Below are 21,514 nucleotides of genomic sequence, written 5' to 3' on the forward strand. Positions count from 1 at the left end.
TCCCAATTGATCTGGATACCCCGAGGGGGTATTTAAGAACCGTCAGCGCGAGGCGCCGGATGGCTTGCAGCGGGCGATTGTGTGCTGCATCAAGTTCCGGCTTATAGAAGCTTTCTAGTTGCGCCGCCACAGCCACAAGCAAGCCGCGACGTGGCATCACCCACAAATTCTCACGCGCTAGCCATCAATTCCCTAGGGGCTGTTACGACGGGCATGCAGCTGTCTCCACGATTGTTCGGCCGCGACGTCAGATGCGTGCGCGGCGGCCGCGAGGTGTTCACGGGCCTTGCCTTCGAGGCGGGGGCCGGCGAGGCGCTGGCGGTGACCGGACACAATGGCGCGGGCAAGACCTCGCTGCTGCGATTGATCGCAGGCCTGCTGCTGCCGGCGGGCGGCACCATTGCCATCGAGAGTGGCGAAGGCGAGCTGACCGTGCCGGAACAGGCGCATTATCTCGGCCACCGCGATGCGCTGAAGCCGGCGCTCAGCGTCGCTGAGAACCTGACCTTCTGGGCCGACTTCCTCGGCGGCGGCACCATCAGACCGATCCCGGATTGCCTCGCCGCCGTCGGCATCGCCCACACCATCGACCTGCCGGCCGCCTATCTCTCCGCCGGCCAGCGCCGCCGCCTGTCATTGGCGCGCCTGCTGGCAGTGCCGCGACTGCTCTGGCTGCTCGACGAGCCGACCGCGGCACTGGATGTCGCGGGGCAGGCGATGTTTGCCGGGCTGATGCGTGAGCATCTTGCCGGGGGTGGACTGATCGTGGCCGCCACGCACGGGCCGCTGGGCATCGACACAAGCGAGCTGCGGATCGGGAATTGAAATTGATGGTCATGAGACAGGCAGCTCTCCGCCGCAACGCCGCTGCGCTCCCCTCCCCCTTGCGGGGAGGGGTCGGGGGTGGGGGTCCACACGGGCAGTGTCGCCCGCCCCGACCCTCCCCCGCAAGGGGGGAGGGGGTGCACCGATCGCGTCCCAACAGGCGCGCCTCAATCACTCCTGCTCCAAGGCCCGCCCCGCATGACCGCGCTCGGGGCCCTCATCCGCCGCGACATCCGGATCGCGCTGCGCATCGGCGGCGGTGCGCTGATTGGCGTGCTGTTCTTTCTCACGGTCGTCGTGCTGATGCCGTTCGCGGTCGGGCCCGACCTCGCGCTGCTGACCCGGCTCGGCCCCGCCATCCTCTGGCTCGGCGCCCTGCTCTCCAGCCTGCTCACCCTCGACCGGCTGTTCACAGCAGACCACGAGGACGGCTCGCTCGACCTGATCGTGATGAGCCGGACGCCGCTGGAGCTCGCCTGTGCCGCCAAGGCGCTGGCGCACTGGCTCGCCGCCGGCCTGCCGCTGGTCATCGCCACGCCCGTGCTCGGCCTGCTGCTGAACCTCGACGCGACCGCCACCGGCGCCGTCGCCCTCACCTTGCTCGCGGGCACGCCGGCCCTGACCTTCATCGGCATGATCGGCGCCGCGCTGGCGGTGACCATGCACCGCGGCGGGCTGCTGCTCGCCGTGCTGGTGCTGCCGCTGTCGATCCCGGTGCTGATCTTCGGCGTCGCGGCGTCGCAGGCGGCGATCGTCGGCCCCCTGCCGTTCGGGGCCCCGTTCTCGATCCTCTGCGCGTTGTCGCTCGTGAGCTTCGTGATCGGCCCCTTCGCAGCCGCAACAAGCCTGAGGAACGGCCTGGATTAACCCGCCGCCGACCGGGGTTTGACAATGATCAACTCTTGCCGAGCGGTGCCGTGCTGATTGCCTGCCATGGCTTCCGCCTTTAACAAGGTTTTCATGTCGCTGATCGACCTTGCCAACCCGACCCGGTTCCTTGCGCTGGCCGCGCGGCTGCTGCCGTGGCTGGCGCTGGTCACGGTCGGCCTACTGGCCGCCGGCCTGTACCTGTCAGCGGTGGCGCCCGACGACTATCAGCAGGGCGCGACCGTCAAGATCATGTTCATCCACGTGCCCAACGCCTGGCTGTCGATGTTCGTCTGGGGCGTCATGAGCATCGCCTCGCTCGGCACCCTGGTGTGGCGGCATCCGCTCGCCGATGTCGCGGCCAAGGCTGCCGCCCCCATCGGTGCCAGCTTCACCTTTCTCGCGCTCCTGACCGGCTCGCTGTGGGGCCGGCCGATGTGGGGCACCTATTGGGAATGGGACGCAAGGCTAACCTCGGTGCTGATCCTGTTCCTGATGTATCTCGGCCTGATGGCGCTGTGGCGCTCCGTCGAGGACCCCACGCGCGCGGCGCGCGCCGCGGCCGTCCTCACGCTCGTCGGTGCGATCAACCTGCCGATCATCAAGTTCTCTGTCGACTGGTGGAACACGCTGCACCAGCCGGCCTCGGTGATGCGGATGGGCGGTCCTGCGCTCGACAAATCGTTCCTGATCCCGCTGCTGGTGATGGCGGTCGGCTTCTCATTCCTGTTCATCACGCTGCACGTGGCCGCGATGCGCAACGAGATCCTGCGCCGGCGGGTGCGCAGCCTGCAGATGATGCAGGCCCGCGCCTATCCCGGCAGCGCCCCTGCGAGCGGCGCGACCGGCCAGATCGTGGGAGCCGCCTGACATGGACCTCGGCCCCTACACCTCGTTCATCGCGACCTCCTATCTCGCGGCGGCGCTGGTCGTTGTGCTGCTGATCGGCTGGATCGCCATCGACTACCGCACCCAGAAGGCGCGGCTGCGGGCGCTGGAGGAGAGCGGCATCAGCCGGCGCTCCGGCCGCGCCGCCACGGACATCCAATGACCGAACAGATCGCAACAGAGCCGGTGCCGCGGCGCCGCTCGTTCCTCATGCTGCTGCCGCTCGTGGTGTTTCTCGGCCTCGCGGCGCTGTTCTGGTTCCGCCTCGGCAATGGCGATCCGTCGCGGATTCCCTCCGCGCTGATCGGCCGTCCCGCGCCGGCCACGCCGCTGCCCGCACTGCCGGAGCTCGCCCGCGACGGCACGCCGTTGCCGGGGCTCGACCCGGCCGCACTCAAGGGCAAGGTCAGCATCGTCAACGTCTGGGCGTCATGGTGCGTGCCCTGCCATGACGAGGCGCCGCTGCTGGTCGAACTCGGCCGCGACAAGCGCTTCCAGATCATCGGCATCAACTACAAGGACGGCGCCGACAACGCCCGCCGCTTCCTCGGCCGCTACGGCAATCCCTATGACGCCGTCGGCGTCGACGGCAACGGCCGCGCCGGCATCGAATGGGGCGTCTACGGCGTGCCGGAGACCTTCGTCGTCGGACGCGAGGGCACCATCGTCTACAAGCTGGTCGGCCCGATCACGGCCCAGAACATCGATGCGGTGCTGAAGCCGGAGATCGAGAAGGCGCTGAAGGCGGGCAGTTAGCCGGCGCTCGTTGCGAGCGATGCTGCGATGACCCGGACTCCACCGCGCGAAGTCGGTCCCGCTCTCTCCTCCCGTCATTCCGGGGCGTCGCGAAGCGACGAGCCCGGAATCCATATCCACGAGCGATCATGTGGCGAAGACCGGCGCCACGGCCGTCTCACCCCACACGCTGTTTCGTGATTATGGATTCCGGGCTCACGCCGCTGCGCGGCGCGCCCCGGAATGACGGCGCAGAGAAAGCTACCCCTTGCTCACATCCCCCTCCGCCGCATCGCTGGTCTCCAGCGACACCGGCTCCTGGTGGTAGCGCTTGATCAGCGGCATCTGGGCGATGGCGAAGATCATGGTCAGCGGCACGACGCCGAAGGCCTTGAAGCCGACCCAGAAATCCGTGGTCTGGGTGCGCCAGATGATCTCGTTGAGCACCGCCATCGCGGCGAAGAACAGCGCCCAGCGGAAGGTGAGGACGCGCCAGCCCGCCGGCGTCAGATTGAACATCTGATCGAACATGATGGCAATGAAGGAACGGTTGAACAGCAGGCCGCCGCCGAGCACGGCCGCAAACAGGCCGTAGATGATGGTCGGCTTGACCTTGATGAAGGTCTCGTCGTGCAGCACCAGAGTGAGCGTGCCGAACACGATCACGACGATTCCGGTGACGATTGCCATCAGCGGCACGTGCTTCGTGACGACATAGGACGCGATCAGCGCCGCGATGATCGCGACCATGAAGGCGCCGGTCGCCGCGAACAGGTTGAACTTGGCGTTCACGAAGAAGAACACGATCAGAGGGCCGAGTTCGGTCGCGAGCTTGAACAGCGGATGCGGCTGGGTCTTGTCCATTCCATGTCCCGTTGGCTGTGATCATGCGCGGCTGCGGATGATCCAGTGGTCCGTTACGCGTCGCTCACCAGGAGCCCGCCGCGATGTCAGTCCTCGATGCCGGCAATCGCCCGCGCAAAGTCCTTGGCGGCGAAGGGCTGGAGATCGTCGACACCTTCGCCGACGCCGATGAAGTGCACCGGCAGCTTGAACTTCTCCGACAGCGCCACCAGGATGCCGCCACGCGCCGTGCCGTCGAGCTTGGTCATCACGAGGCCCGTCACGCCTGCCGTACGATGGAACGCCTCGACCTGCGACAGCGCATTTTGTCCCACCGTAGCATCGAGCACGAGCAGCACGGCGTGCGGCGCCGACGCGTCGACCTTGCGAATGACACGCACCACCTTCTCGAGCTCGTTCATCAGCTCGGCCTTGTTCTGCAGCCGGCCGGCGGTGTCGATCAGCAGGATGTCGCGGCCCTGCTCCTTCGCGGCGGTGATGGCGTTGAAGGCGAGGCTCGCCGAGTCGGAGCCTTGCGCGCCCGCGATGACCGGCGCCTTGGTGCGCTCGCCCCAGACCTTGAGCTGCTCGATGGCGGCGGCGCGAAACGTGTCGCCCGCGGCCAGCATCACCTGCTTGCCCTCGGAGGCGAACTTCTGCGCCAGCTTGCCGATGGTGGTGGTCTTGCCCGAGCCGTTGACGCCGACGACGAGGATGACGAACGGCTTGTGGCCGGGCGCGATCTCGAGCGGCTTCGCCACCGGCGACAACACCTTCTCGACCTCGGTCGCGACCACGGCTTTCACCTCGTCGGCGCTGATCGCCTTGTCGTAGCGGCCGGCACCGACCGCTTCCGCGATGCGTGCCGCGACCTGGGTGCCGAGATCGGCGCGCAGCAGCACGTCCTCGATATCGTCCAGCATCGCGCGGTCGAGCTTGCGCTTGGTGACGAGATCGGCCACGGCAGTGCCGAGCGCGCCGGAGGTGCGCTTCAGGCCGGCCGACAGCCGCCGCCACCACGACAGCTTGGGTGTTTCGGAGGTGGTATCGTTCATGGCGTGGTGTTAGCCCTTTCCTTCCGCAAACGAAAGCTCACACCCGCGTTACGGTTTCCATGGATATTAACCAACCTTCCGATGAGGAGATGCTGGCCCGCGTGCTCCACCGCGACGGGCTGATGCTGGTGATCGACAAGCCGGCCGGCATCGCCGTGCACAAGGGGCCGAAGGGCGGGCCGAACCTCGAGGCCTCGTTCGACGCGCTGCGCTTCGGCCTGCCGCGCCCGCCGGTGCTGGCGCATCGGCTGGACAAGGAAACATCGGGCTGTCTGGTGCTCGGCCGTCATCGCAAGGCAACGGCCTCGCTCGGGCTTTTGTTCAAGCACAGCAAGATTTCGAAGACGTATTGGGCGGTGGTCGAGGGCGGCCCGGAGGCCGACGAGGGTGTGATCGAGCTGCCGCTCGGCAAGCTGAATGCCGAGCGCGGCTGGTGGCAGAAGCCGGATCCGGAAGGCCAGCCGGCGGTGACGAAATGGCGCGTGCTGGGGCGGTCGTATTCACTGGCCGGCCCATCTCCTAGCTCCCCTCCCACTTGCGGCACCGACTCCCCTCCCCCTTGCGGGGAGGGGTCGGGGGTGGGGGTCCCAGCAAAGACTGCCCGTGTGGCCCCCCCACCCCAACCCTCCCCCGCAAGGGGGGAGGGAGCGCACCTGTCGAGCGGTGAGACGGCGCACGCCACGGGCAGTCCGCGACTCACCTGGCTGGCCATGGAACCGGTCACCGGCCGCACCCATCAGCTACGCGTGCATTCGGCGTCTCAGGGCTGGCCGATCGTCGGCGACAACATCTATGGCAACGGCCCGCGCTTCGGCGAGCCGCGGCTGCATCTGCATGCGCGCGAGATTTCGATTCCACTGTCGAAGAACAAGCCGCCGGTGCACGTCGTCGCGCCAGCGCCGGCGCACATGCATGAGCGGCTGCGGCTGTGCGGGTGGAACGAGGAGTGAGCCCGGCTTTCTCCACGCGTCATGGCCGGGCTTGTCCCGGCCATCCACGTCTTAGTTGTTGGAGGCAGCGTGGATGCCCGGGTCAAGCCCGGGCATGAAGGAGTTCTGGGCCAATAGCCGCGTACTATCATGTCCGACGATGACGAGCCGCTGCACGGACCCCGGCTCAGCGCCGGTGAGTGCCACTGGCAGATAATGCTCCGTCCGCCCCTGCTTCGCGCTCTCGATCAGCACCTCGCGCGTGCAGCCGATCTCGGCATCCAGCCGCCGCCGCAACGCCGCGTCTCCTGCCGCCCGCAGCCGCCGCGCCCGATCGCGGATGGCGGCGCCATCGACCTGCGGCATCCGCGCTGCCGGCGTGCCCGGGCGGGGCGAATAGGGAAAGACGTGCAGGAAGGTCAGGCCGCATTCCTCGACCAAATCGAGCGAGCGCGCGAACATCTCCTCGGTCTCGGTCGGGAAGCCGGCGATCAGATCGGCGCCGAGCGCAATGTCCGGCCGCAGCCTGCGCACCTGATCACAGAATGCGATCGCATCGGCGCGCGTATGCCGCCGCTTCATCCGCTTCAGGATCAGATCATCGCCAGCCTGCAGCGACAGATGCAGATGCGGCATCAGCCTCGCATCATCGGCGAGCGCATCGAGCAGGTCGGCATCGGCCTCGATCGAATCGATCGAGGAGATGCGCAGCCGCTTCAGCTCCGGCACGTGACGCAGAATCTGCTTCACCAGCCGCCCGAGCTTCGGCGTCCCCGGCAGGTCGGCGCCGTAGCTCGTGAGGTCGACCCCGGTCAGCACGATCTCGGCATGGCCGCGCTCGGTCAGCGCGCGCACCTGGTCGACCACCGCGCCCATCGGCACCGAGCGCGAATTGCCGCGGCCGAACGGGATGATGCAGAAGGTGCAGCGATGGTCGCAGCCGTTCTGCACCTGCACGAACACCCGCGGCAGGCCGCGCTGAAAACCGTCGATGAGATGCGGCGCCATCTCCGTCACGGCCATGATATCGGAGACGGCGACCTTCTCGGACGCATCGATGCCGAAGCGCGGCACAGCCAGCGCCTGCGCGGTCGCGCGCCATGCATCGGGCTGCAGCTTGTCGTCATTGCCGATGACGCGGTCGACCTCGGGCATCTCGGCGAACATCGCAGCCTGCGTCTGCGCCGCGCAGCCGGTCACGACGATTCGCGCCGCCGGGCGCTCGCGCTTCAGCTTGCGGATGGATTGCCGCGCCTGCGCGACGGCCTCGTTGGTGACGGCGCAGCTGTTGATGACGATGGTGTCGGCGGCACCGGCCGCCTCGGCACGGCGCGCGATCAGCTCGGATTCGAACGCGTTGAGCCGGCAGCCGAAGGTGACGACGTCGACGCTCATGCGACGCTGGCGAACAGCTGCGGCTCGAACCGCCCCTCGAACTCGAACGTCGCGGTGCCCGTCATCAGCACGTGATCGTCGCGCTCGCGCCATTCGATCGTCAGCTCGCCGCCCGGCAGCGTCATGTGGACGAGACGGTTGGCGCGCTTCAGCCGCGCGGCCGCGACGGCCGTGGCGCAGGCCGCGGAGCCGCAGGCCTTGGTCAGCCCGGCGCCGCGCTCCCAGGTGCGCATGATGATGTGATCGCGGTCGACGATCTGGGCCAGCGTGATGTTGGCGCGCTCAGGGAAGATCGGATGATTTTCCAACAGCGGTCCGAAGCGCTCGAGGTCATAGGAATTGACGTCATTGTCGACCCAGAACACCGCGTGCGGATTGCCCATGTTGACGACCGACGGCGAATGCAGGATCGGGGCGTCGATCGGACCGATCTGCAGCTCGATGTAGCGGGTGTCGCGGAACTCCTCGGCGAGCGGAATCTCCTGCCAGCCGAACTTCGGTGCGCCCATGTCGACCGTGTAGAGATCGGGCGCCGGCCCCTGCCAGCAGTTCAGCAGCCCGGCGCGGGTCTCGAAGGTCGCGCTGGCCTGCCCGGTCTTTTCGAACACCTGCCGCACCACGCAACGCATGCCATTGCCGCACGCGCCGGACTCGGAGCCGTCGTTGTTGTAGATGCGGATGAAGGCCTCGGTGCCGTCGAACCGCGGCGGCTGCAGCACCATCATCTGGTCGTACGGCACCCGCGATGCAACCGCACGAGCCTCCTCCGGCGTGACGACATGCTTCACGTCGCGCAGGTCCAGCACGACGATCTCGTTGCCGATGCCGTTCATCTTGACGAAGCTGTGGTTGGCGAGCGCGCTCATCAAAATATCCAAATTGTGTCCGCCTTATATGGCCACAGGCGTGGCCTTGACCAGTCCGCAGGGGGGCATGACGCATCTGTCATGAGACGCGGCGCCGCCGGGCATGTTAGTACCAGCCATTCGCCGGCACGTACCGGGCCAAGCAGCACGGCCACTGGAGAATAGTCGAATGAATCTCAGCACTTTCCGCCTCGTTCTGGCCGTGAGCTCGGTCGCGCTGGCGCTGGGCGGCACGGTCGCCCGGGCGCAGGCGCCACAGGCCTCCCCGGCTCCGGCGGCCTCAGCCTCCCCCGCGCCGGTCCCGAGCGCGATACCGGCCCCCACGGCATCGGCGTCGCCGGCCGCATCGGCCAGTCCGGCGCCCTCGACCAGCCCGACCCCGGCGGCCAGCGCCAGCCCCTCGCCGTCATCGTCGCCGGCCGCCGCCCAGGCCCCGGCAACGCCGCCAGCCGCGGCACCGGCCCAGGCCGCCGACGCCTTCGGCGACGAGATCAAGCTCGAGGCCAAGAAGGTCGTGCTCGTGAAGGGCACCGCCAATTGGGACAACGCATTCGACACGCTGATCGACTCGTTCAAGGCGCTGTCGACCACGCTCGACAAGCAGGGCGTCAAGCCGGCCGGCAACGGCATGATCGTCTACACCTCGACGGACGACACCGGCTTCACCTTCCTCGCCGAGATCCCGATCGAGCAGGAGCCGAAGACGCTCGGCAAGGGCATGAGCGTCGGCCAGTCGCCGGAAGGCAAGGCGCTCAAATTCGTCCATCGCGGCTCCTACGACAACATGGACAACACCTACGAGGCGATCACCAACCACCTCGACGAGCGCCGGCTGGAAGCCAAGGACACCTTCATCGAGGAGTATCTGACCGATCCGTTGAAGACCGCCGAGGACAAGCTCGTCATCAACGTCTACGTGCCGCTGAAGTGAGCGCCATGATGATCAGACCGATCCTCGCAGCCGCAGTCGCGATCACGGCGGCAATGCCGGCACTGGCGGACGACATCGCCCGGCAGGACACGCCGGCGATCACCGTGAGCGGCGAAGGCAGCGTCTCGGCGCCGCCGGATCTGGCGCAGATCGATGCCGGCGTCGCGTCCGATGCCAAGACCGCGCGCGAGGCCGCCGAGGCCAACAATGCCGCGATGGCCAAGGTGCTGCAGGCGCTGAAGACGGCGGGGATCGCCGACAAGGACGTCCAGACCTCGCGGCTGTCGCTGCAGCCGCAATATCAGCAGAACAAGCCGGGCCAGGCGATGGTCACCGGCTATCGGGCGTCGAATCGCGTCACGATCAAGCTGCACGACGTTGCCAAAGTGGCGAACGTGATCGACGCCGTCGTGGCCGCCGGCGCCAATGATGTCGGCAACGTCTTCTTCAGCGTCGCCGAGCCGTCCAAGCTGCTCGACCAGGCGCGCGAGAAGGCGGTCGCCGACGCCCGCCGCAAGGCCGAGATTTACGCCAAGGCCGCCGGCGTCACGCTGGGCCAGCCGCTCAACATCGCCGAGGACGGCGCGCCGATCCCCGTGTTCCGCGCCAAGAGCTTCGCCGCGCCGATGGCGGGAACGCCGACACCGGTGGCCCAAGGCGAGGAGACGCTGTCGATCACGGTCAGCGTGACCTGGGCGATAAAGGCGGGGCAGTAGGGCAGTCTCACAGCTGCGCAGCACATTCGCTCGGCGTGGTAACCGACGGCGCAGCTACAAACTCGATGTCGTCCCGGCCTTGAGCCGGGACCCATACTCCGCGGCGGATGTTGTCGCGGGAGATGGAGCTAACAACCTTCGCAACATTGAATTCGGTGTTTATGGGTCCCGGCTCAAGGCCGGGACGACACCTGTTTTGTGGCGGCGGCCTGCTTAGATCTCCACCACCTGCCCCGGCTTCAACACTCCGAACCGCTCGCGCGGGATGCCGGCGGAATCGAGCGCTGCGTGCAGGGCATAGACCGGCGCGTCAATGGCTTCATCCGTCAGCTGGAACGTGCCATGGTGATGCGCCAGCGCGGTCTCGGCGCCGCAATCCTGCAGGGCCTGCACGGCGTCCTCCGGATTCATGTGCTGGTCGCGCATGAACCAGCGCGGCTCGTAGGCGCCGATCGGCAGGATCGCGAGCCGGATCGGCGCGTGCGCTTCCGCGACGCGGCGGAAATGCGAGCCCGTGCCGTAGCCGGAATCGCCGACGATGTAGAGCCGGCCGCGCGGCGTCTCCAGGACGAAGCTCGCCCACAGCGCCTTGTTGCGGTCCAGGATGCCGCGTGCCGTCCAGTGCCGCGTCGGCACCAGGGTGACCGCGACCTCGTCGTTCAGCGGCACGCGGTCGTGCCAGTCGTAGGCCTCGGCGCGGATCTTCGAGTCCGCGTCGGTCATGGTGAGGTCGTTGCCGAGCGGCGTCACGACGCGCGGCGCAAACCGCGCGGTCAGCTTTGAGAGCGTCCGGAGGTCCAGATGGTCGTAGTGGCCATGCGTCACCAGCACGACGTCGATATGCGGCAGCGCCTCGAAGGCGATACCGGGATCGTTGCAGCGCCTCGGCCCGGCGAACGACACCGGCGACACCCGCTCCGACCAGACCGGGTCGACGAGAATGTTGAGCCCGCCGGTCTGGATCAGCCAGCTCGCGTGGCCGATGAAGGACAGCCTTACCCCCTCGCCGTCGATCCGGTGCGGCGGCGTGTCGGCATGCGGGCTCGGCGCCCAGGCGGGCCAGCGGGCGCGCTTCTCGCGGCGGTCGAACTGCCAGCGCAGCACGTCGGTGAGGGGTTTGGGCGGAACGCCGTCTGGATCGTAGAAGCGCTTGCCGTCAAAATGGTCGGTGACGGGGCCGGAATAGGTCCTGGAACGGCGCAGCAAGGGGATCCTCGCGAGGAAAGCTGAACTGCCGCAAGAGGTAAGCGGCCCGCCGGGATCCGGCAACGGCACGCCGGGCGCAAGTTTCCTTGACTTTTCCGCCTCCGGGGGGTTTAACCCGGCCGAATTTCGGAAAGTTTCGTCTTTTCGAGCCACCGCCCGGCCCTGGAGGCCGGAGGTCACCGCCCGACAGCGCTGTGCGCCCTCGGGCGCAAACGTGTTTGGACTGACGGTTTCGGCCGACGGGCCGAGGTCTATATGGTCGTCATGGGCCGCAGCAAGCGGCGATGACGGGCGGCGATGAAGCGAGCGCCCGACAAGGGCAAAGGATACGGCATTGTTCGACAATCTGTCGGAAAGGCTTGGCGGCATTCTCGATCGGCTGACGGGGCGTGGTTCCCTGTCGGAGGCCGATGTCGATGCCGCGATGCGCGAGGTCCGTCGGGCGCTGCTCGAAGCCGACGTCGCGCTGGAGGTTGTCCGCGGCTTCACCGAGCGTGTGCGCGAGCAGGCGATCGGCGCCACCGTCGTCAAGTCGGTCACCCCCGGCCAGATGGTGGTGAAGATCGTCCATGACGAGCTGGTCAAGACGCTCGGCGACGACGGCCAGACCATCGACCTCAATGCCGTGCCGCCGGTTCCGATCATGATGGTCGGCCTGCAGGGCTCCGGCAAGACCACCACCACCGCCAAGCTCGCGCGTCGCATGGTCCAGCGCGACAAGCGCAAGGTGCTGATGGCCTCGCTCGACGTCTACCGTCCGGCCGCCATGGAGCAGCTCGCGGTGCTCGGCCGCGATCTGGACATTCCGACCTTGCCGATCGTCGCCGGCCAGATGCCGCCGCAGATCGCGCGCCGCGCCATCGAGGCCGCCAAGCTCGGCGGCTACGACGTCGTGCTGCTCGACACCGCCGGCCGCACTACGCTCGACGAGGACATGATGAAGGAGGCCGCCGAGATCAAGGCGGTCGCCAACCCGCACGAGGTGCTGCTGGTCGCGGACTCCCTGACCGGCCAGGACGCGGTCAATCTCGCGCGCGCCTTCGATCAGCGCGTCGGCCTCACCGGCATCGCGCTGACCCGAATTGACGGCGACGGCCGCGGCGGTGCGGCACTGTCGATGCGCGCGGTCACCGGCAAGCCGATCAAGCTGCTCGGCACCGGCGAAAAGACCGACGCGCTGGAAGACTTCTATCCCTCGCGCATCGCCGGCCGCATCCTCGGCATGGGCGACATCGTCTCGCTGGTCGAGAAGGCCGCGGCGAACATCGACGCCGAGAAGGCCGCGCGCGCCGCCGAGCGGATGCGCAAGGGCCAGTTCGACCTCAACGACATGCGCGAACAGCTGCAGCAGATGGCGCAGATGGGCGGCATCGGCGGGCTGATGGGCATGATGCCCGGCATCTCCAAGATGAAGAACCAGATCGCTGCCGCCGGCATCGACGACAAGATCCTCAAGCGCCAGGTCGCGATCATCGATTCGATGACCCGCGAGGAGCGCAAGCATCCCGACCTGCTCAAGGCCAGCCGTAAGAAGCGTATCGCCGCCGGCTCCGGCCAGAGCGTCGAGCACGTCAACAAGCTGCTCAAGATGCACCGGAACATGGCCGACGTGATGAAGGCCATGGGCTCCGGCAAGCGCGGCCCGCTGGCCGGCATCGCCCAGGCGATGGGTTTTGGCGGCGGCGGCGGCATGCCGTCGCCCGACCAGCTCAAGGCGCTGGCCGAGAAGATGCCAGGCGGCATGCCCGGCGGTCTGCCTAACCTGCCGAAGGATCTGCCCGCCGGCCTGCGCGGCGGTTTGCCCAATTTGCCGGGCCTCACCGGCCTCAGCGGCAAGCCGACGCTGCCCGGCCTCGGCCTCCCTCCGGGGAAGAAGAAATAATGAGGATCACCCGCTCCTCTCTCCATTCGTCATTCCGGGGCGCGCGTAGCGCGAGCCCGGAATCCATACGCCCGATCGTGGTTATGGATTCCGGGCTCACCGCTGCGCGGTGCGCCGGAATGACGGCTTAGCTGACACCAACTGATCAATCGACACTCAGGAGAACCTACATGTCCGTCGTCATTCGTCTCGCCCGCGCCGGCACCAAGAAGCGCCCGGTCTATCACGTCGTCGTCGCCGACTCGCGCTTCCCGCGTGACGGCCGCTTCATCGAGCGTCTCGGCCATTTCAATCCGCTGATGCCGAAGGACAACGAGGCGCGCCTCAAGCTCGACATGGAGAAGGTGAAGGCTTGGCTCGCCAAGGGCGCGCAGCCGTCCGACCGCGTCGCCCGCTTCCTCGATGCCGCCGGCGTCAAGAAGCGCGAAGCCCGCCAGAACCCGATCAAGGCCGTGCCGCGCAAGGAGCGCAAGGCGCAGGCCGAAGCCGCCGCCAAGGGCTAAGCCTCTTGCTGCTGATAGCCTCATGCTTCGAGACGCACGGCGTCCGCCGGGCGCCTCAGCATGAGGATCTGGCTCCTCGTCCGGAGGAGCGCGCCGTTGCGCGCGTCTCGAAGGACGAGGCCTCCTGATGTCCAAGCTGATCTGCGTCGCCAAGATCGGCGCCGCGCACGGCGTGCGCGGCGAGGTTCGCTTATGGACCTTTACCGAGGATCCGCTGGCCGTGCTGCATTACGGCCCGCTGACGACCAAGGACGGCAGCCGCTCGTTCGAAGTCGCGAAGGCGCGCGAGGCCAAGGACCATCTCGTCGCAACCATCAAGGGCGTCGCCGACCGCAACGCCGCCGAGCGCCTCAACGGCCTCGAGCTGTACGTCCCGCGCGACCGCCTGCCCGAGACCGATGACGACGAATACTACCACGCGGACCTGATCGGCCTCGCCGCAGAGACCACGTCCGGCGCGCCGCTTGGCCGCGTCCTCGCGATCCATAATTTCGGCGCCGGCGACATCATCGAGATCGCCCCACCCTCCGGCAGCACGCTGCTGCTGCCGTTCACCAATGCCGTGGTGCCGACGGTGGATCTTGCGGGTGGACGGGTGATCATCGAGTTGCCGGGCGAGATCGAGGGCGAGGAAGAATCAGCCTCGGATGGGTCGTCCTCGGATCAAGACGACGCTGCCGCCTCAAACACAGCTCGTCGTCCCCGCGAAAGCGGGGACCCATAGCCACCGCAGCTGATTGGCTTGCGCGGGACTGGCCACCTGCCCGTTTCCGACATCACGCGGTATGGGTCCCGGATCGGCGCCGCGACGCGCTGATGCGCGTCACGGCTTGTCCGGGACGACACCGGGGATTGGGCCGCACGAGCAGCGGACGCCGCATTGATCCAGGGGCTCGATCTGCCCGCGCCAGTGCCGTAACAGAGCATCCATGACCACTTCGCCTGCCCTCACCGCGCCCTGGCGCGCCACCGTGCTGAGCCTGTTTCCCGAGATGTTTCCCGGGCCGCTCGGCGTCAGCCTGGCCGGCCGGGCGTTGACCTCCGGCATCTGGGCGCTGGAGGCGCGCGACATCCGGGCCTCGGCGACCGACAAGCACCGCAGCGTCGACGACACGCCCGCCGGCGGCGGGCCGGGCATGGTGCTGCGCGCGGACGTGCTGGCCGCGGCGATCGACGCAGCCGACGTCGCGCCGGAGCGGCCGCGGCTGCTGATGAGCCCGCGCGGTCGGCCATTGACCCAGGCCTTCGTCCGCGATCTGGCCGCAGGTCCCGGGCCGCTGATCGTCTGCGGCCGCTTCGAGGGCCTCGACCAGCGCGTCATCGACGCGCGCGGGCTGATCGAGGTCTCGATCGGCGACTACGTGCTGTCGGGCGGCGAGATCGCGGCGCTGGTGCTGATCGACGCTTGCGTGCGCCTCCTGCCCGGCGTGATGGGCAAGCTCGAATCGGGCACCGACGAGAGCTTCTCCGATGGCCTACTGGAGTACCCGCAATATACGCGGCCGCAGCTGTTCGAGGGCCGTACCATTCCGGATGTGCTCACCTCGGGCGATCACGCCAAGGTCGCGGCCTGGCGGCGCGCCCAGGCCGAGGCCATCACACAGGCCCGGCGGCCTGATCTCTGGGCCGAATGGCGCGCCCGGCAGGATCGAGAACAAACGAGGACCGGCCAAAAAGCGCCAAAAAACACGACAGACGGGTGACAAGCCTCGCGCTTTGGCTTATAGGAGCGCCCAATTCCGCAAGTGACGGCAGGAACAAGCGCAGCCCCCGCGTGACCCGGCTGGGCGCGCCGCCGATGGAGATTTACCCGTGAACCTGATCCAGCAGCTCGAAAAAGAGCAGTTCGACAAGCTGTCCGCCAACAAGACCATTCCGGAGTTCGGACCGGGCGACACCGTGATCGTCAACGTGAAGGTGGTCGAAGGCGATCGTACCCGCGTGCAGGCCTATGAGGGCGTCTGCATCGGCCGCTCCGGCGGCGGCATCAACGAGAGCTTCACGGTGCGCAAGATCTCCTACGGCGAGGGCGTGGAGCGTGTGTTCCCGATCCTGTCCCCGATGATCGACTCGATCAAGGTCGTGCGCCGCGGCAAGGTGCGTCGCGCCAAGCTGTATTACCTGCGCCAGCTGCGCGGCAAGTCGGCCCGCATCGTCGAGAAGCAGGACCGCCAGCAGACCGCGGTCAACGAGTAATCGTTGCTCCCATTGGATTGACGAAGAGCGCGGGCTGGTCCCGCGCTTTTTTGTTTTTGCCGCGCCGTCGTTGCGAGGAGCCAACGTGTCCGCGCAAAGCGCGGCCCGATGACAGGCTCCGCGACGAAGCAATCCACGGGCGCAAACGCATCTCGCACTTCGGCGGCTGCGTGCTATATAATGCCCTCGAATGGTTCTAGATCGCACCAGCATGGCCTGCCGCCGCGTCGTCATCGACGATCGCCGCCGGCTGCCCGGGCGGTTCTTCGGACGCTTCGCCACCTCGGCGACATCAGAGCTTAGGCCCGCGCTGTAAGCCGCAGCGCCTCGTCTCTTTGCCTGTTCCGCGTGTCCGTCACGCGTCCCGTTTCAAACCTCAAATTCCCGGGAGCATTCGCTCATGTCGAAGCCGACCACCCTGTACGACAAGATCTGGAACGACCATCTGGTGCACGAAGCCGACGACGGCACCTGCCTGCTCTACATCGACCGCCATCTGGTCCATGAGGTGACATCGCCGCAGGCCTTCGAAGGCCTGCGCATGACCGGCCGCAAGGTGCACGCGCCGGAGAAGACGCTGGCCGTGGTCGATCACAACGTGCCGACCACCGACCGCTCCAAGCCGAACCCGGATCCGGAGAGCATCGAGCAGATCAAGGCGCTGGCCGACAACGCCAAGGAATTCGGCATCGAATATTACAACGAGTTCGATCGCCGCCAGGGCATCGTCCACGTCATCGGCCCGGAGCAGGGTTTTACGCTGCCCGGCACCACGATCGTCTGCGGTGACAGCCACACCTCGACCCATGGCGCGTTCGGTGCGCTGGCGCACGGCATCGGCACGTCAGAGGTCGAGCACGTGCTGGCGACGCAGACGCTGATCCAGAAGAAGGCGAAGAACATGCGCGTCACCGTCGACGGCGTGCTGCCGGATGGCGTGACGGGCAAGGACATCATCCTCGCCATCATCGGCGAGATCGGCACCGCGGGCGGTACCGGCTACGTGCTGGAGTACGCCGGCGAGGCGATCCGCGCGCTGTCGATGGAAGGCCGTATGACCGTGTGCAACATGTCGATCGAGGGCGGCGCCCGTGCCGGCCTTGTGGCGCCCGACCAGAAGGCGTTCGACTTCCTGCGTGGCCGTCCCAAGGCGCCGCAGGGCGCCGCCTGGGACGCCGCCATGCGCTACTGGGAGACGCTGCGCTCCGACGAGGGCGCGCATTTCGACCACGAGCTGCGTCTCGACGCCGCCAAGCTGCCGCCGATCGTGACCTGGGGCACCTCCCCTGAGGACGTGATCTCGGTGACCGGCGCAGTGCCCGATCCGGACCAGATCGCCGACGAAGCCAAGCGCCTCTCCAAGCACCGCGCGCTGAAATACATGGGCCTGACTGCCGGCACGAAGATCACCGACATCAAGCTCGACCGCGTCTTCATCGGCTCCTGCACCAATGGCCGCATCGAGGACCTGCGCGCCGCCGCCAAGATCGCCGAGGGCAAGACCGTCAGCAGCCATGTGAATGCGATGGTCGTGCCGGGCTCGGGCATCGTCAAGGAGCAGGCGGAAGCCGAGGGTCTCGACAAGATCTTCGTCAAGGCCGGCTTCGAATGGCGCGAGCCGGGTTGCTCGATGTGCCTCGCGATGAACCCGGACAAGCTGGCGCCGGAGGAACGTTGCGCCTCGACCTCGAACCGCAACTTCGAGGGCCGCCAGGGCTTCAAGGGCCGCACCCATCTGGTGTCGCCGGCGATGGCCGCAGCGGCCGCGATCGCCGGCCACTTCGTCGACGTGCGCGACTGGCGCTGATGATCTGATTTCGCCGCTGCAGCCAAGCTGCACCGCGACCGACAGACGAACAACGCGATGGCTTCGACGAAGCCGTCGCGTTTTCATTTTGCGTCAACGTCGACGCAGCTCGACAAAGACTTCTTAAGCCTCGTCACGCACAATCCTACCGCCGGACGCTGGGCGTTCTGCAGAGACGTGCCGAGGAGCCTGCCATGGCCAACAAGCCGGAATACGTCGACCTCATTCGTGATGCGACGCGCCAGCGCCGAAAAACGCCGCCGGCCAAGATTATCGCCAAGCCCGAAGCTCCAAAGGAGGAGCGGCGGCTGTCGAACTGGCCGCCCGGCCGCTTCGCCAAATGGCGGCTTGAAACGCTGGTGCCGTGGAAGCTCTCCATGAAGAGCTGGCAGCTCAAGGACTGGCTCTGACCGCGACACCGGCTTCACGCCTCTGAAACGAGAGAAGGACGCCGTAAGGCGTCCTTCGAAGTCTCGTTCAAGAGCGGCGCATCGTCAGTAGTAGCGCCAGTGGTGGCGATGGTGACGATGATGCCACCGGTGATGGTGGCGCCAGTGGTGACCGCGCCAGTGCCGGGAGTGGCAGATTCGACGCGGCCCATAGTAGGTGTAGACGATGCGGCAGCGGCGATAGGGGTAGTAGTAGCCGGTCGTGTAGGTCGGCGTGTAGTAGCTGCGATAGCCGTAGAAGTGACGCCGGTGATGGTGGACGTACGGCCGATAGCCGTAGTGCGGACGATAGTAGCCGCCGCCACCACCATGGAACACCGGCCGCGGGCCGCCGCCGCCGTGAAACGCAGGCCCCCCGCCGTGGAACACCGGGCGCGGACCACCGCCGCCGAAGGCATGCCCACCACCGCCGTGGAAGACTCCGCCGCCACCATGAAATGCCGGGCCGGCGTGGAAGCCGCCGCCGCCGCCGTGAAAGCCACCACCACCGTGGAAACCGCCACCGCCGCCGCCATGTCCGCCGCCACCCCCACCGCCACCACCGTGGCCACCCGGGCCACGAACCTGGATCGCCAGTGCTCCGGGCGACGCCTGTGTCGCGGGCGCCGCGCCAGGACCGACGGGCGACATCGCAGACGCGGGCCGACCGGACGCACCCGCCAAGACAAACAACGCCGCCGCCGCAAGACTGAGGCGACGAGCACGACCAGCGCGCTGGTCCTTCATCCTCATCATGGTCCCTTCTCCCTGAATGCTGTGCAACGATGGACCCATGCAGCGCCGATGCTGGTCGTCCGATCGGTGGATTGGCGCACCCCGACATGAACGTAGAGATAGCGACGTGAATGCGGCATGAATGATGCACGCGGGGCGCGCATCTGCGGCGTGGCGTCGCGGCAGAGGATCCATCGATCAGCTTCGACATCGTCGTGCAACTGATCGTGCCGGATCTGGCGCCGAGACGGTCGTTGCTCAAGACCCGTCCGCGTAGCAGGCGCGTTGTGCGTCCTAATCGTGGAACGGCGTGAACAGCAACGAGCCCGGCGGATGAGCCGGCGCGTAGTCCACGGGACGGCCCCAATAAGTTGGCGTCACCACGGTGGCAGCGCGCGGCCAAACTGCGGTTGATTGCCGGCGTGTGACGACGTCCGACGCGGCTGAGCGTCGGTTCGTCAATTGAACCTCCGACGCAGCGACGGGGGAGGTGGCAGCGGAACTTGCCACCAGCATCGCCACCGTGACGATCCCGATGCCGAGCCACGTCCTGTTGACGGACTCTTTCATGGCAGACCTCAATTGCGGTCCGCCTCAGCGTACAGGCCCGCAAAGCGGGCCTGTTTGATCTCGATCATCCCTTGCAGCGGCAATGGACGGCTCACCAATGACGGTGATGCCGGTGCCAGCGATGCGGACGCCAGTGATGGCGCGGATAGTAGTGGCGCCGCGGATGCCAATGCCGGCGGCCGTGCCAATGGGCCTGGGTGGTCTCCTGCACGGTGCCCTGCTGCACCGCCGCCGCAGCGCCCGGATTGATGAGCGAGAGCGCCTGCGCGCGTTCGGCCGGGGCAGCCAGCGCCAGGACGGCGCCAACCGCGGCGATGCCCAACAGTTTCATCACAGTCATGACCTTCTCCTTCGATCGCCAGACACCACGTCGGGCACCGCACGCCGCCTGATGGCGGTCGTCGCAGCGCGACGCAGATCAGTCTCGAACGAGCGACGTGAATGTGACATGAAGACCTGCGCCCGAGCAGAATGCTGAAATGCCGCGCGCGGTTCCGCCGCATCACGTGACATATCGGCACTGTGGCCGGACCGTCACGCCCCGTGCCATCTCTCGTCCCGCAACGCGACGAATCACTCAGCCGCGCCGCCAGAAGCAGCTCATATGCGGGACGATCACGGTGCCGCTCGGTCGGTGCTCCGGGACGTAGGTCGCATTGCACACGCGCACCGCGTTCGGGCCGGGATTGTAGCGCGGCACCACATCCGGCTCCCAGTGCCCCTCGTAACGCGGGTAGATCGGAACGCGCCGCGGCCTGCGTTGTGCGGAGACGTCCGTATTGCCGCCGCTCTGCACCGTCTGGAGCTGCGCGCCGGTCGACTGCTCCGCCTGCGCGCCGGCCGGCACCGAGATCATGACTGCCGCGGCCAGCGCCGTTCCGGCCAGCATCATCGACATCTGTCTCATAGCTCCCCCAAAGCCCCAAATCGCGCGCCGCGAAGGTCGCCGTTTTCACACCCTGCGTCAACCGCAGCCGCCACAGGTCGCATAGAACCAGGATGCATCGTGATGAAAGCCGGGCTAGAAGGCGGCAATGTGGACAGATTTGAAAGCTCCCTCGCTCGCCGACATGGAAGCGATGGCGCACGAGATGTTCGAGCGCCTGCCCGAGCATTTCCGCAGCATGTGCGAGGGCGTCGTCATCCGGGTCGAGGACTTCCCGACGGAGGAGGTGCTCGACGAGATGGAGGCCGAGAGCGAATTCGACCTGCTCGGCCTGTTCCAGGGCACCGGGCTGCCGTTCCGCAGCAATGACGACCTGCCGCGCCTGCCGAACATGATCTGGCTCTACCGCCGCCCGATCCTGGATTATTGGGCGGAGCACGACGAGAGCCTCGGCTACATCGTTCGCCACGTCCTGATCCACGAGATCGGCCATCATTTCGGAATGTCCGACGACGACATGGAAGCCATCGAGGCGGGCGCCGACTGACCCGCGCGGCCGAGGTTCGGGGGATTTGGACTTTATCCGCACCGCCAATCGGGCTAAACAGCGGTCTGCCGATACTCTCGAAGGTGCTCCCCGATGGACAAGTTCACCACGCTGGAAGGCGTCGCCGCGCCGCTGAAGATCATCAATGTCGACACCGACATGATCATCCCCAAGCAGTACCTGAAGACCATCAAGCGCACCGGCCTCGGCAAGGGCCTGTTCTCGGAGCAGCGCTACAAGGACGACGGCAGCGAGAACCCGGATTTCGTACTCAACCAGCCGGCCTATCGCAATTCCAAGATCCTGGTCGCCGGCGACAATTTCGGCTGCGGCTCGAGCCGCGAGCACGCCCCCTGGGCGCTCCTGGATTTCGGCATCCGCTGCGTGATCTCGACCTCGTTCGGCGACATCTTCTACAACAACTGCTTCAAGAACGGCATCCTGCCGATCCGCGTGTCGCAGGCCGATCTCGACAAGCTGTTCGACGACGCCGAGCGCGGCGCCAACGCGACGCTGACCGTCGACCTCGCCAGCCAGGAAATCCGCGGGCCCGATGGCGGCACCGTGAAGTTCGAGATCGACCCGTTCCGCAAGCACTGCCTGATCAACGGGCTCGACGATATCGGGCTGACGCTCGAGAAGAAGGCCTCGATCGACAGCTACGAGGCCAAGCTCGCCGAGCGCGCCTGGGCCTGAGCCGGCGC

At 67.1% G+C, this 21,514-nt stretch carries 26 protein-coding genes; 17 read left to right on the plus strand and 9 right to left on the minus strand.

All coding sequences use genetic code 11. From position 1 onward, the window contains the following. The first annotated feature begins 213 nt into the window (after nt 1–213). The 5 genes from ccmA (at nt 214) to QQL87_RS08920 (ending at nt 3,336) form a co-directional block, all read left to right on the plus strand. Nucleotides 214–825 (plus strand): heme ABC exporter ATP-binding protein CcmA, encoded by a 612-nt coding sequence (ccmA, locus tag QQL87_RS08900; protein ID WP_284417055.1) that lies wholly within the window; start codon nt 214–216, stop codon nt 823–825. Between the two features lie 198 nt (nt 826–1,023). After that, nucleotides 1,024–1,692 (plus strand): heme exporter protein CcmB, encoded by a 669-nt coding sequence (gene ccmB / locus QQL87_RS08905; RefSeq protein ID WP_015663553.1) that lies wholly within the window; start codon nt 1,024–1,026, stop codon nt 1,690–1,692. Between the two features lie 93 nt (nt 1,693–1,785). Continuing rightward, nucleotides 1,786–2,562 carry a heme ABC transporter permease gene (locus QQL87_RS08910; RefSeq protein WP_284417056.1) on the plus strand — a complete coding sequence of 259 codons (777 nt, stop codon included), beginning with the start codon at nt 1,786–1,788 and terminating at the stop codon, nt 2,560–2,562. Between the two features lies 1 nt (nt 2,563). Beyond that, nucleotides 2,564–2,743 (plus strand): heme exporter protein CcmD, encoded by a 180-nt coding sequence (gene ccmD, locus QQL87_RS08915; RefSeq protein ID WP_284417057.1) that lies wholly within the window; start codon nt 2,564–2,566, stop codon nt 2,741–2,743. Further along, nucleotides 2,740–3,336, plus strand: coding sequence for a DsbE family thiol:disulfide interchange protein (locus tag QQL87_RS08920; RefSeq protein WP_284417058.1), 597 nt, complete (start codon nt 2,740–2,742; stop codon nt 3,334–3,336). Before ccmD ends, QQL87_RS08920 begins: the two co-directional genes overlap by 4 nt. A gap of 240 nt (nt 3,337–3,576) precedes the next feature. Here QQL87_RS08920 and QQL87_RS08925 read toward each other — a convergent pair whose 3' ends face one another. Continuing rightward, entirely contained in the window at nt 3,577–4,179 is a 603-nt protein-coding gene (locus QQL87_RS08925; protein WP_284417059.1) for a septation protein A, read from the minus strand. Between the two features lie 86 nt (nt 4,180–4,265). After that, entirely contained in the window at nt 4,266–5,213 is a 948-nt protein-coding gene (ftsY, locus tag QQL87_RS08930) for a signal recognition particle-docking protein FtsY (protein WP_284417060.1), read from the minus strand. Between the two features lie 59 nt (nt 5,214–5,272). On the opposite strand from ftsY, the gene QQL87_RS08935 reads away from it, so the two are divergent. Next, complete coding sequence (locus tag QQL87_RS08935) at nt 5,273–6,163, plus strand: pseudouridine synthase (protein WP_284417061.1); 891 nt, start codon at nt 5,273–5,275, stop codon at nt 6,161–6,163. Between the two features lie 51 nt (nt 6,164–6,214). Here the strand turns inward: QQL87_RS08935 and mtaB are convergent, their stop codons facing one another. Beyond that, the gene (mtaB, locus tag QQL87_RS08940) at nt 6,215–7,537 is read right to left on the minus strand and encodes a tRNA (N(6)-L-threonylcarbamoyladenosine(37)-C(2))-methylthiotransferase MtaB (protein WP_284417062.1); all 1,323 of its coding nucleotides are present in this window, start codon (nt 7,535–7,537) and stop codon (nt 6,215–6,217) included. Continuing rightward, the gene (dapF, locus tag QQL87_RS08945; RefSeq protein WP_284417063.1) at nt 7,534–8,403 is read right to left on the minus strand and encodes a diaminopimelate epimerase; all 870 of its coding nucleotides are present in this window, start codon (nt 8,401–8,403) and stop codon (nt 7,534–7,536) included. Before dapF ends, mtaB begins: the two co-directional genes overlap by 4 nt. Before the next feature lie 169 nt (nt 8,404–8,572). Between dapF and QQL87_RS08950 the strand changes: the two genes are divergently transcribed. Both QQL87_RS08950 and QQL87_RS08955 read left to right on the plus strand, forming a co-directional pair. After that, the gene (locus QQL87_RS08950; protein ID WP_284417064.1) at nt 8,573–9,334 is read left to right on the plus strand and encodes a GyrI-like domain-containing protein; all 762 of its coding nucleotides are present in this window, start codon (nt 8,573–8,575) and stop codon (nt 9,332–9,334) included. 5 nt (nt 9,335–9,339) lie between these two features. Then, the gene (locus QQL87_RS08955) at nt 9,340–10,050 is read left to right on the plus strand and encodes an SIMPL domain-containing protein (RefSeq protein ID WP_284417066.1); all 711 of its coding nucleotides are present in this window, start codon (nt 9,340–9,342) and stop codon (nt 10,048–10,050) included. A gap of 213 nt (nt 10,051–10,263) precedes the next feature. Here the strand turns inward: QQL87_RS08955 and QQL87_RS08960 are convergent, their stop codons facing one another. After that, on the minus strand, nt 10,264–11,256 hold the full coding sequence (locus tag QQL87_RS08960; RefSeq protein WP_284417067.1) for an MBL fold metallo-hydrolase: 993 nt from the start codon (nt 11,254–11,256) through the stop codon (nt 10,264–10,266). Nucleotides 11,257–11,590: 334 nt separating this feature from the next. Between QQL87_RS08960 and ffh the strand changes: the two genes are divergently transcribed. The 7 genes from ffh to QQL87_RS08995 all read left to right on the plus strand — a co-directional run bounded on the left by ffh (nt 11,591) and on the right by QQL87_RS08995 (nt 18,054). Further along, nucleotides 11,591–13,138 (plus strand): signal recognition particle protein, encoded by a 1,548-nt coding sequence (gene ffh, locus QQL87_RS08965; RefSeq protein WP_284417068.1) that lies wholly within the window; start codon nt 11,591–11,593, stop codon nt 13,136–13,138. 170 nt (nt 13,139–13,308) lie between these two features. Beyond that, nucleotides 13,309–13,641: a 30S ribosomal protein S16 gene (rpsP, locus tag QQL87_RS08970; RefSeq protein WP_015663540.1), complete on the plus strand. Its 333-nt coding sequence runs from the start codon at nt 13,309–13,311 to the stop codon at nt 13,639–13,641. A 127-nt stretch (nt 13,642–13,768) separates the two neighbouring features. Further along, a complete protein-coding gene (gene rimM, locus QQL87_RS08975) occupies nt 13,769–14,365 on the plus strand; it encodes a ribosome maturation factor RimM (RefSeq protein ID WP_284417069.1) in 597 nt (198 codons plus the stop codon). A 205-nt stretch (nt 14,366–14,570) separates the two neighbouring features. Beyond that, complete coding sequence (gene trmD / locus QQL87_RS08980; protein WP_284417070.1) at nt 14,571–15,344, plus strand: tRNA (guanosine(37)-N1)-methyltransferase TrmD; 774 nt, start codon at nt 14,571–14,573, stop codon at nt 15,342–15,344. 109 nt (nt 15,345–15,453) lie between these two features. Continuing rightward, complete coding sequence (gene rplS / locus QQL87_RS08985; protein WP_231317745.1) at nt 15,454–15,837, plus strand: 50S ribosomal protein L19; 384 nt, start codon at nt 15,454–15,456, stop codon at nt 15,835–15,837. Nucleotides 15,838–16,237: 400 nt separating this feature from the next. Then, a complete protein-coding gene (leuC, locus tag QQL87_RS08990; protein ID WP_284417071.1) occupies nt 16,238–17,644 on the plus strand; it encodes a 3-isopropylmalate dehydratase large subunit in 1,407 nt (468 codons plus the stop codon). Nucleotides 17,645–17,838: 194 nt separating this feature from the next. Continuing rightward, on the plus strand, nt 17,839–18,054 hold the full coding sequence (locus QQL87_RS08995) for a hypothetical protein (protein ID WP_284417072.1): 216 nt from the start codon (nt 17,839–17,841) through the stop codon (nt 18,052–18,054). An 84-nt stretch (nt 18,055–18,138) separates the two neighbouring features. Here QQL87_RS08995 and QQL87_RS09000 read toward each other — a convergent pair whose 3' ends face one another. The 4 genes from QQL87_RS09000 to QQL87_RS09015 form a co-directional block, all read right to left on the minus strand. Further along, the gene (locus QQL87_RS09000) at nt 18,139–18,828 is read right to left on the minus strand and encodes a hypothetical protein (protein ID WP_284417073.1); all 690 of its coding nucleotides are present in this window, start codon (nt 18,826–18,828) and stop codon (nt 18,139–18,141) included. 273 nt (nt 18,829–19,101) lie between these two features. After that, nucleotides 19,102–19,377: a hypothetical protein gene (locus tag QQL87_RS09005; RefSeq protein ID WP_284417074.1), complete on the minus strand. Its 276-nt coding sequence runs from the start codon at nt 19,375–19,377 to the stop codon at nt 19,102–19,104. A gap of 91 nt (nt 19,378–19,468) precedes the next feature. Then, entirely contained in the window at nt 19,469–19,717 is a 249-nt protein-coding gene (locus QQL87_RS09010; protein WP_284417075.1) for a hypothetical protein, read from the minus strand. A gap of 237 nt (nt 19,718–19,954) precedes the next feature. After that, entirely contained in the window at nt 19,955–20,266 is a 312-nt protein-coding gene (locus tag QQL87_RS09015) for a hypothetical protein (protein WP_284417234.1), read from the minus strand. A gap of 145 nt (nt 20,267–20,411) precedes the next feature. On the opposite strand from QQL87_RS09015, the gene QQL87_RS09020 reads away from it, so the two are divergent. After that, nucleotides 20,412–20,810 (plus strand): metallopeptidase family protein, encoded by a 399-nt coding sequence (locus QQL87_RS09020; protein WP_284417076.1) that lies wholly within the window; start codon nt 20,412–20,414, stop codon nt 20,808–20,810. A gap of 93 nt (nt 20,811–20,903) precedes the next feature. Further along, nucleotides 20,904–21,506 carry a 3-isopropylmalate dehydratase small subunit gene (leuD, locus tag QQL87_RS09025; RefSeq protein ID WP_284417077.1) on the plus strand — a complete coding sequence of 201 codons (603 nt, stop codon included), beginning with the start codon at nt 20,904–20,906 and terminating at the stop codon, nt 21,504–21,506. Nucleotides 21,507–21,514 lie beyond the last annotated feature (8 nt).

It is taken from the genome of Bradyrhizobium sp. SSBR45G, assembly GCF_030159255.1.
GTDB lineage: Bacteria > Pseudomonadota > Alphaproteobacteria > Rhizobiales > Xanthobacteraceae > Bradyrhizobium.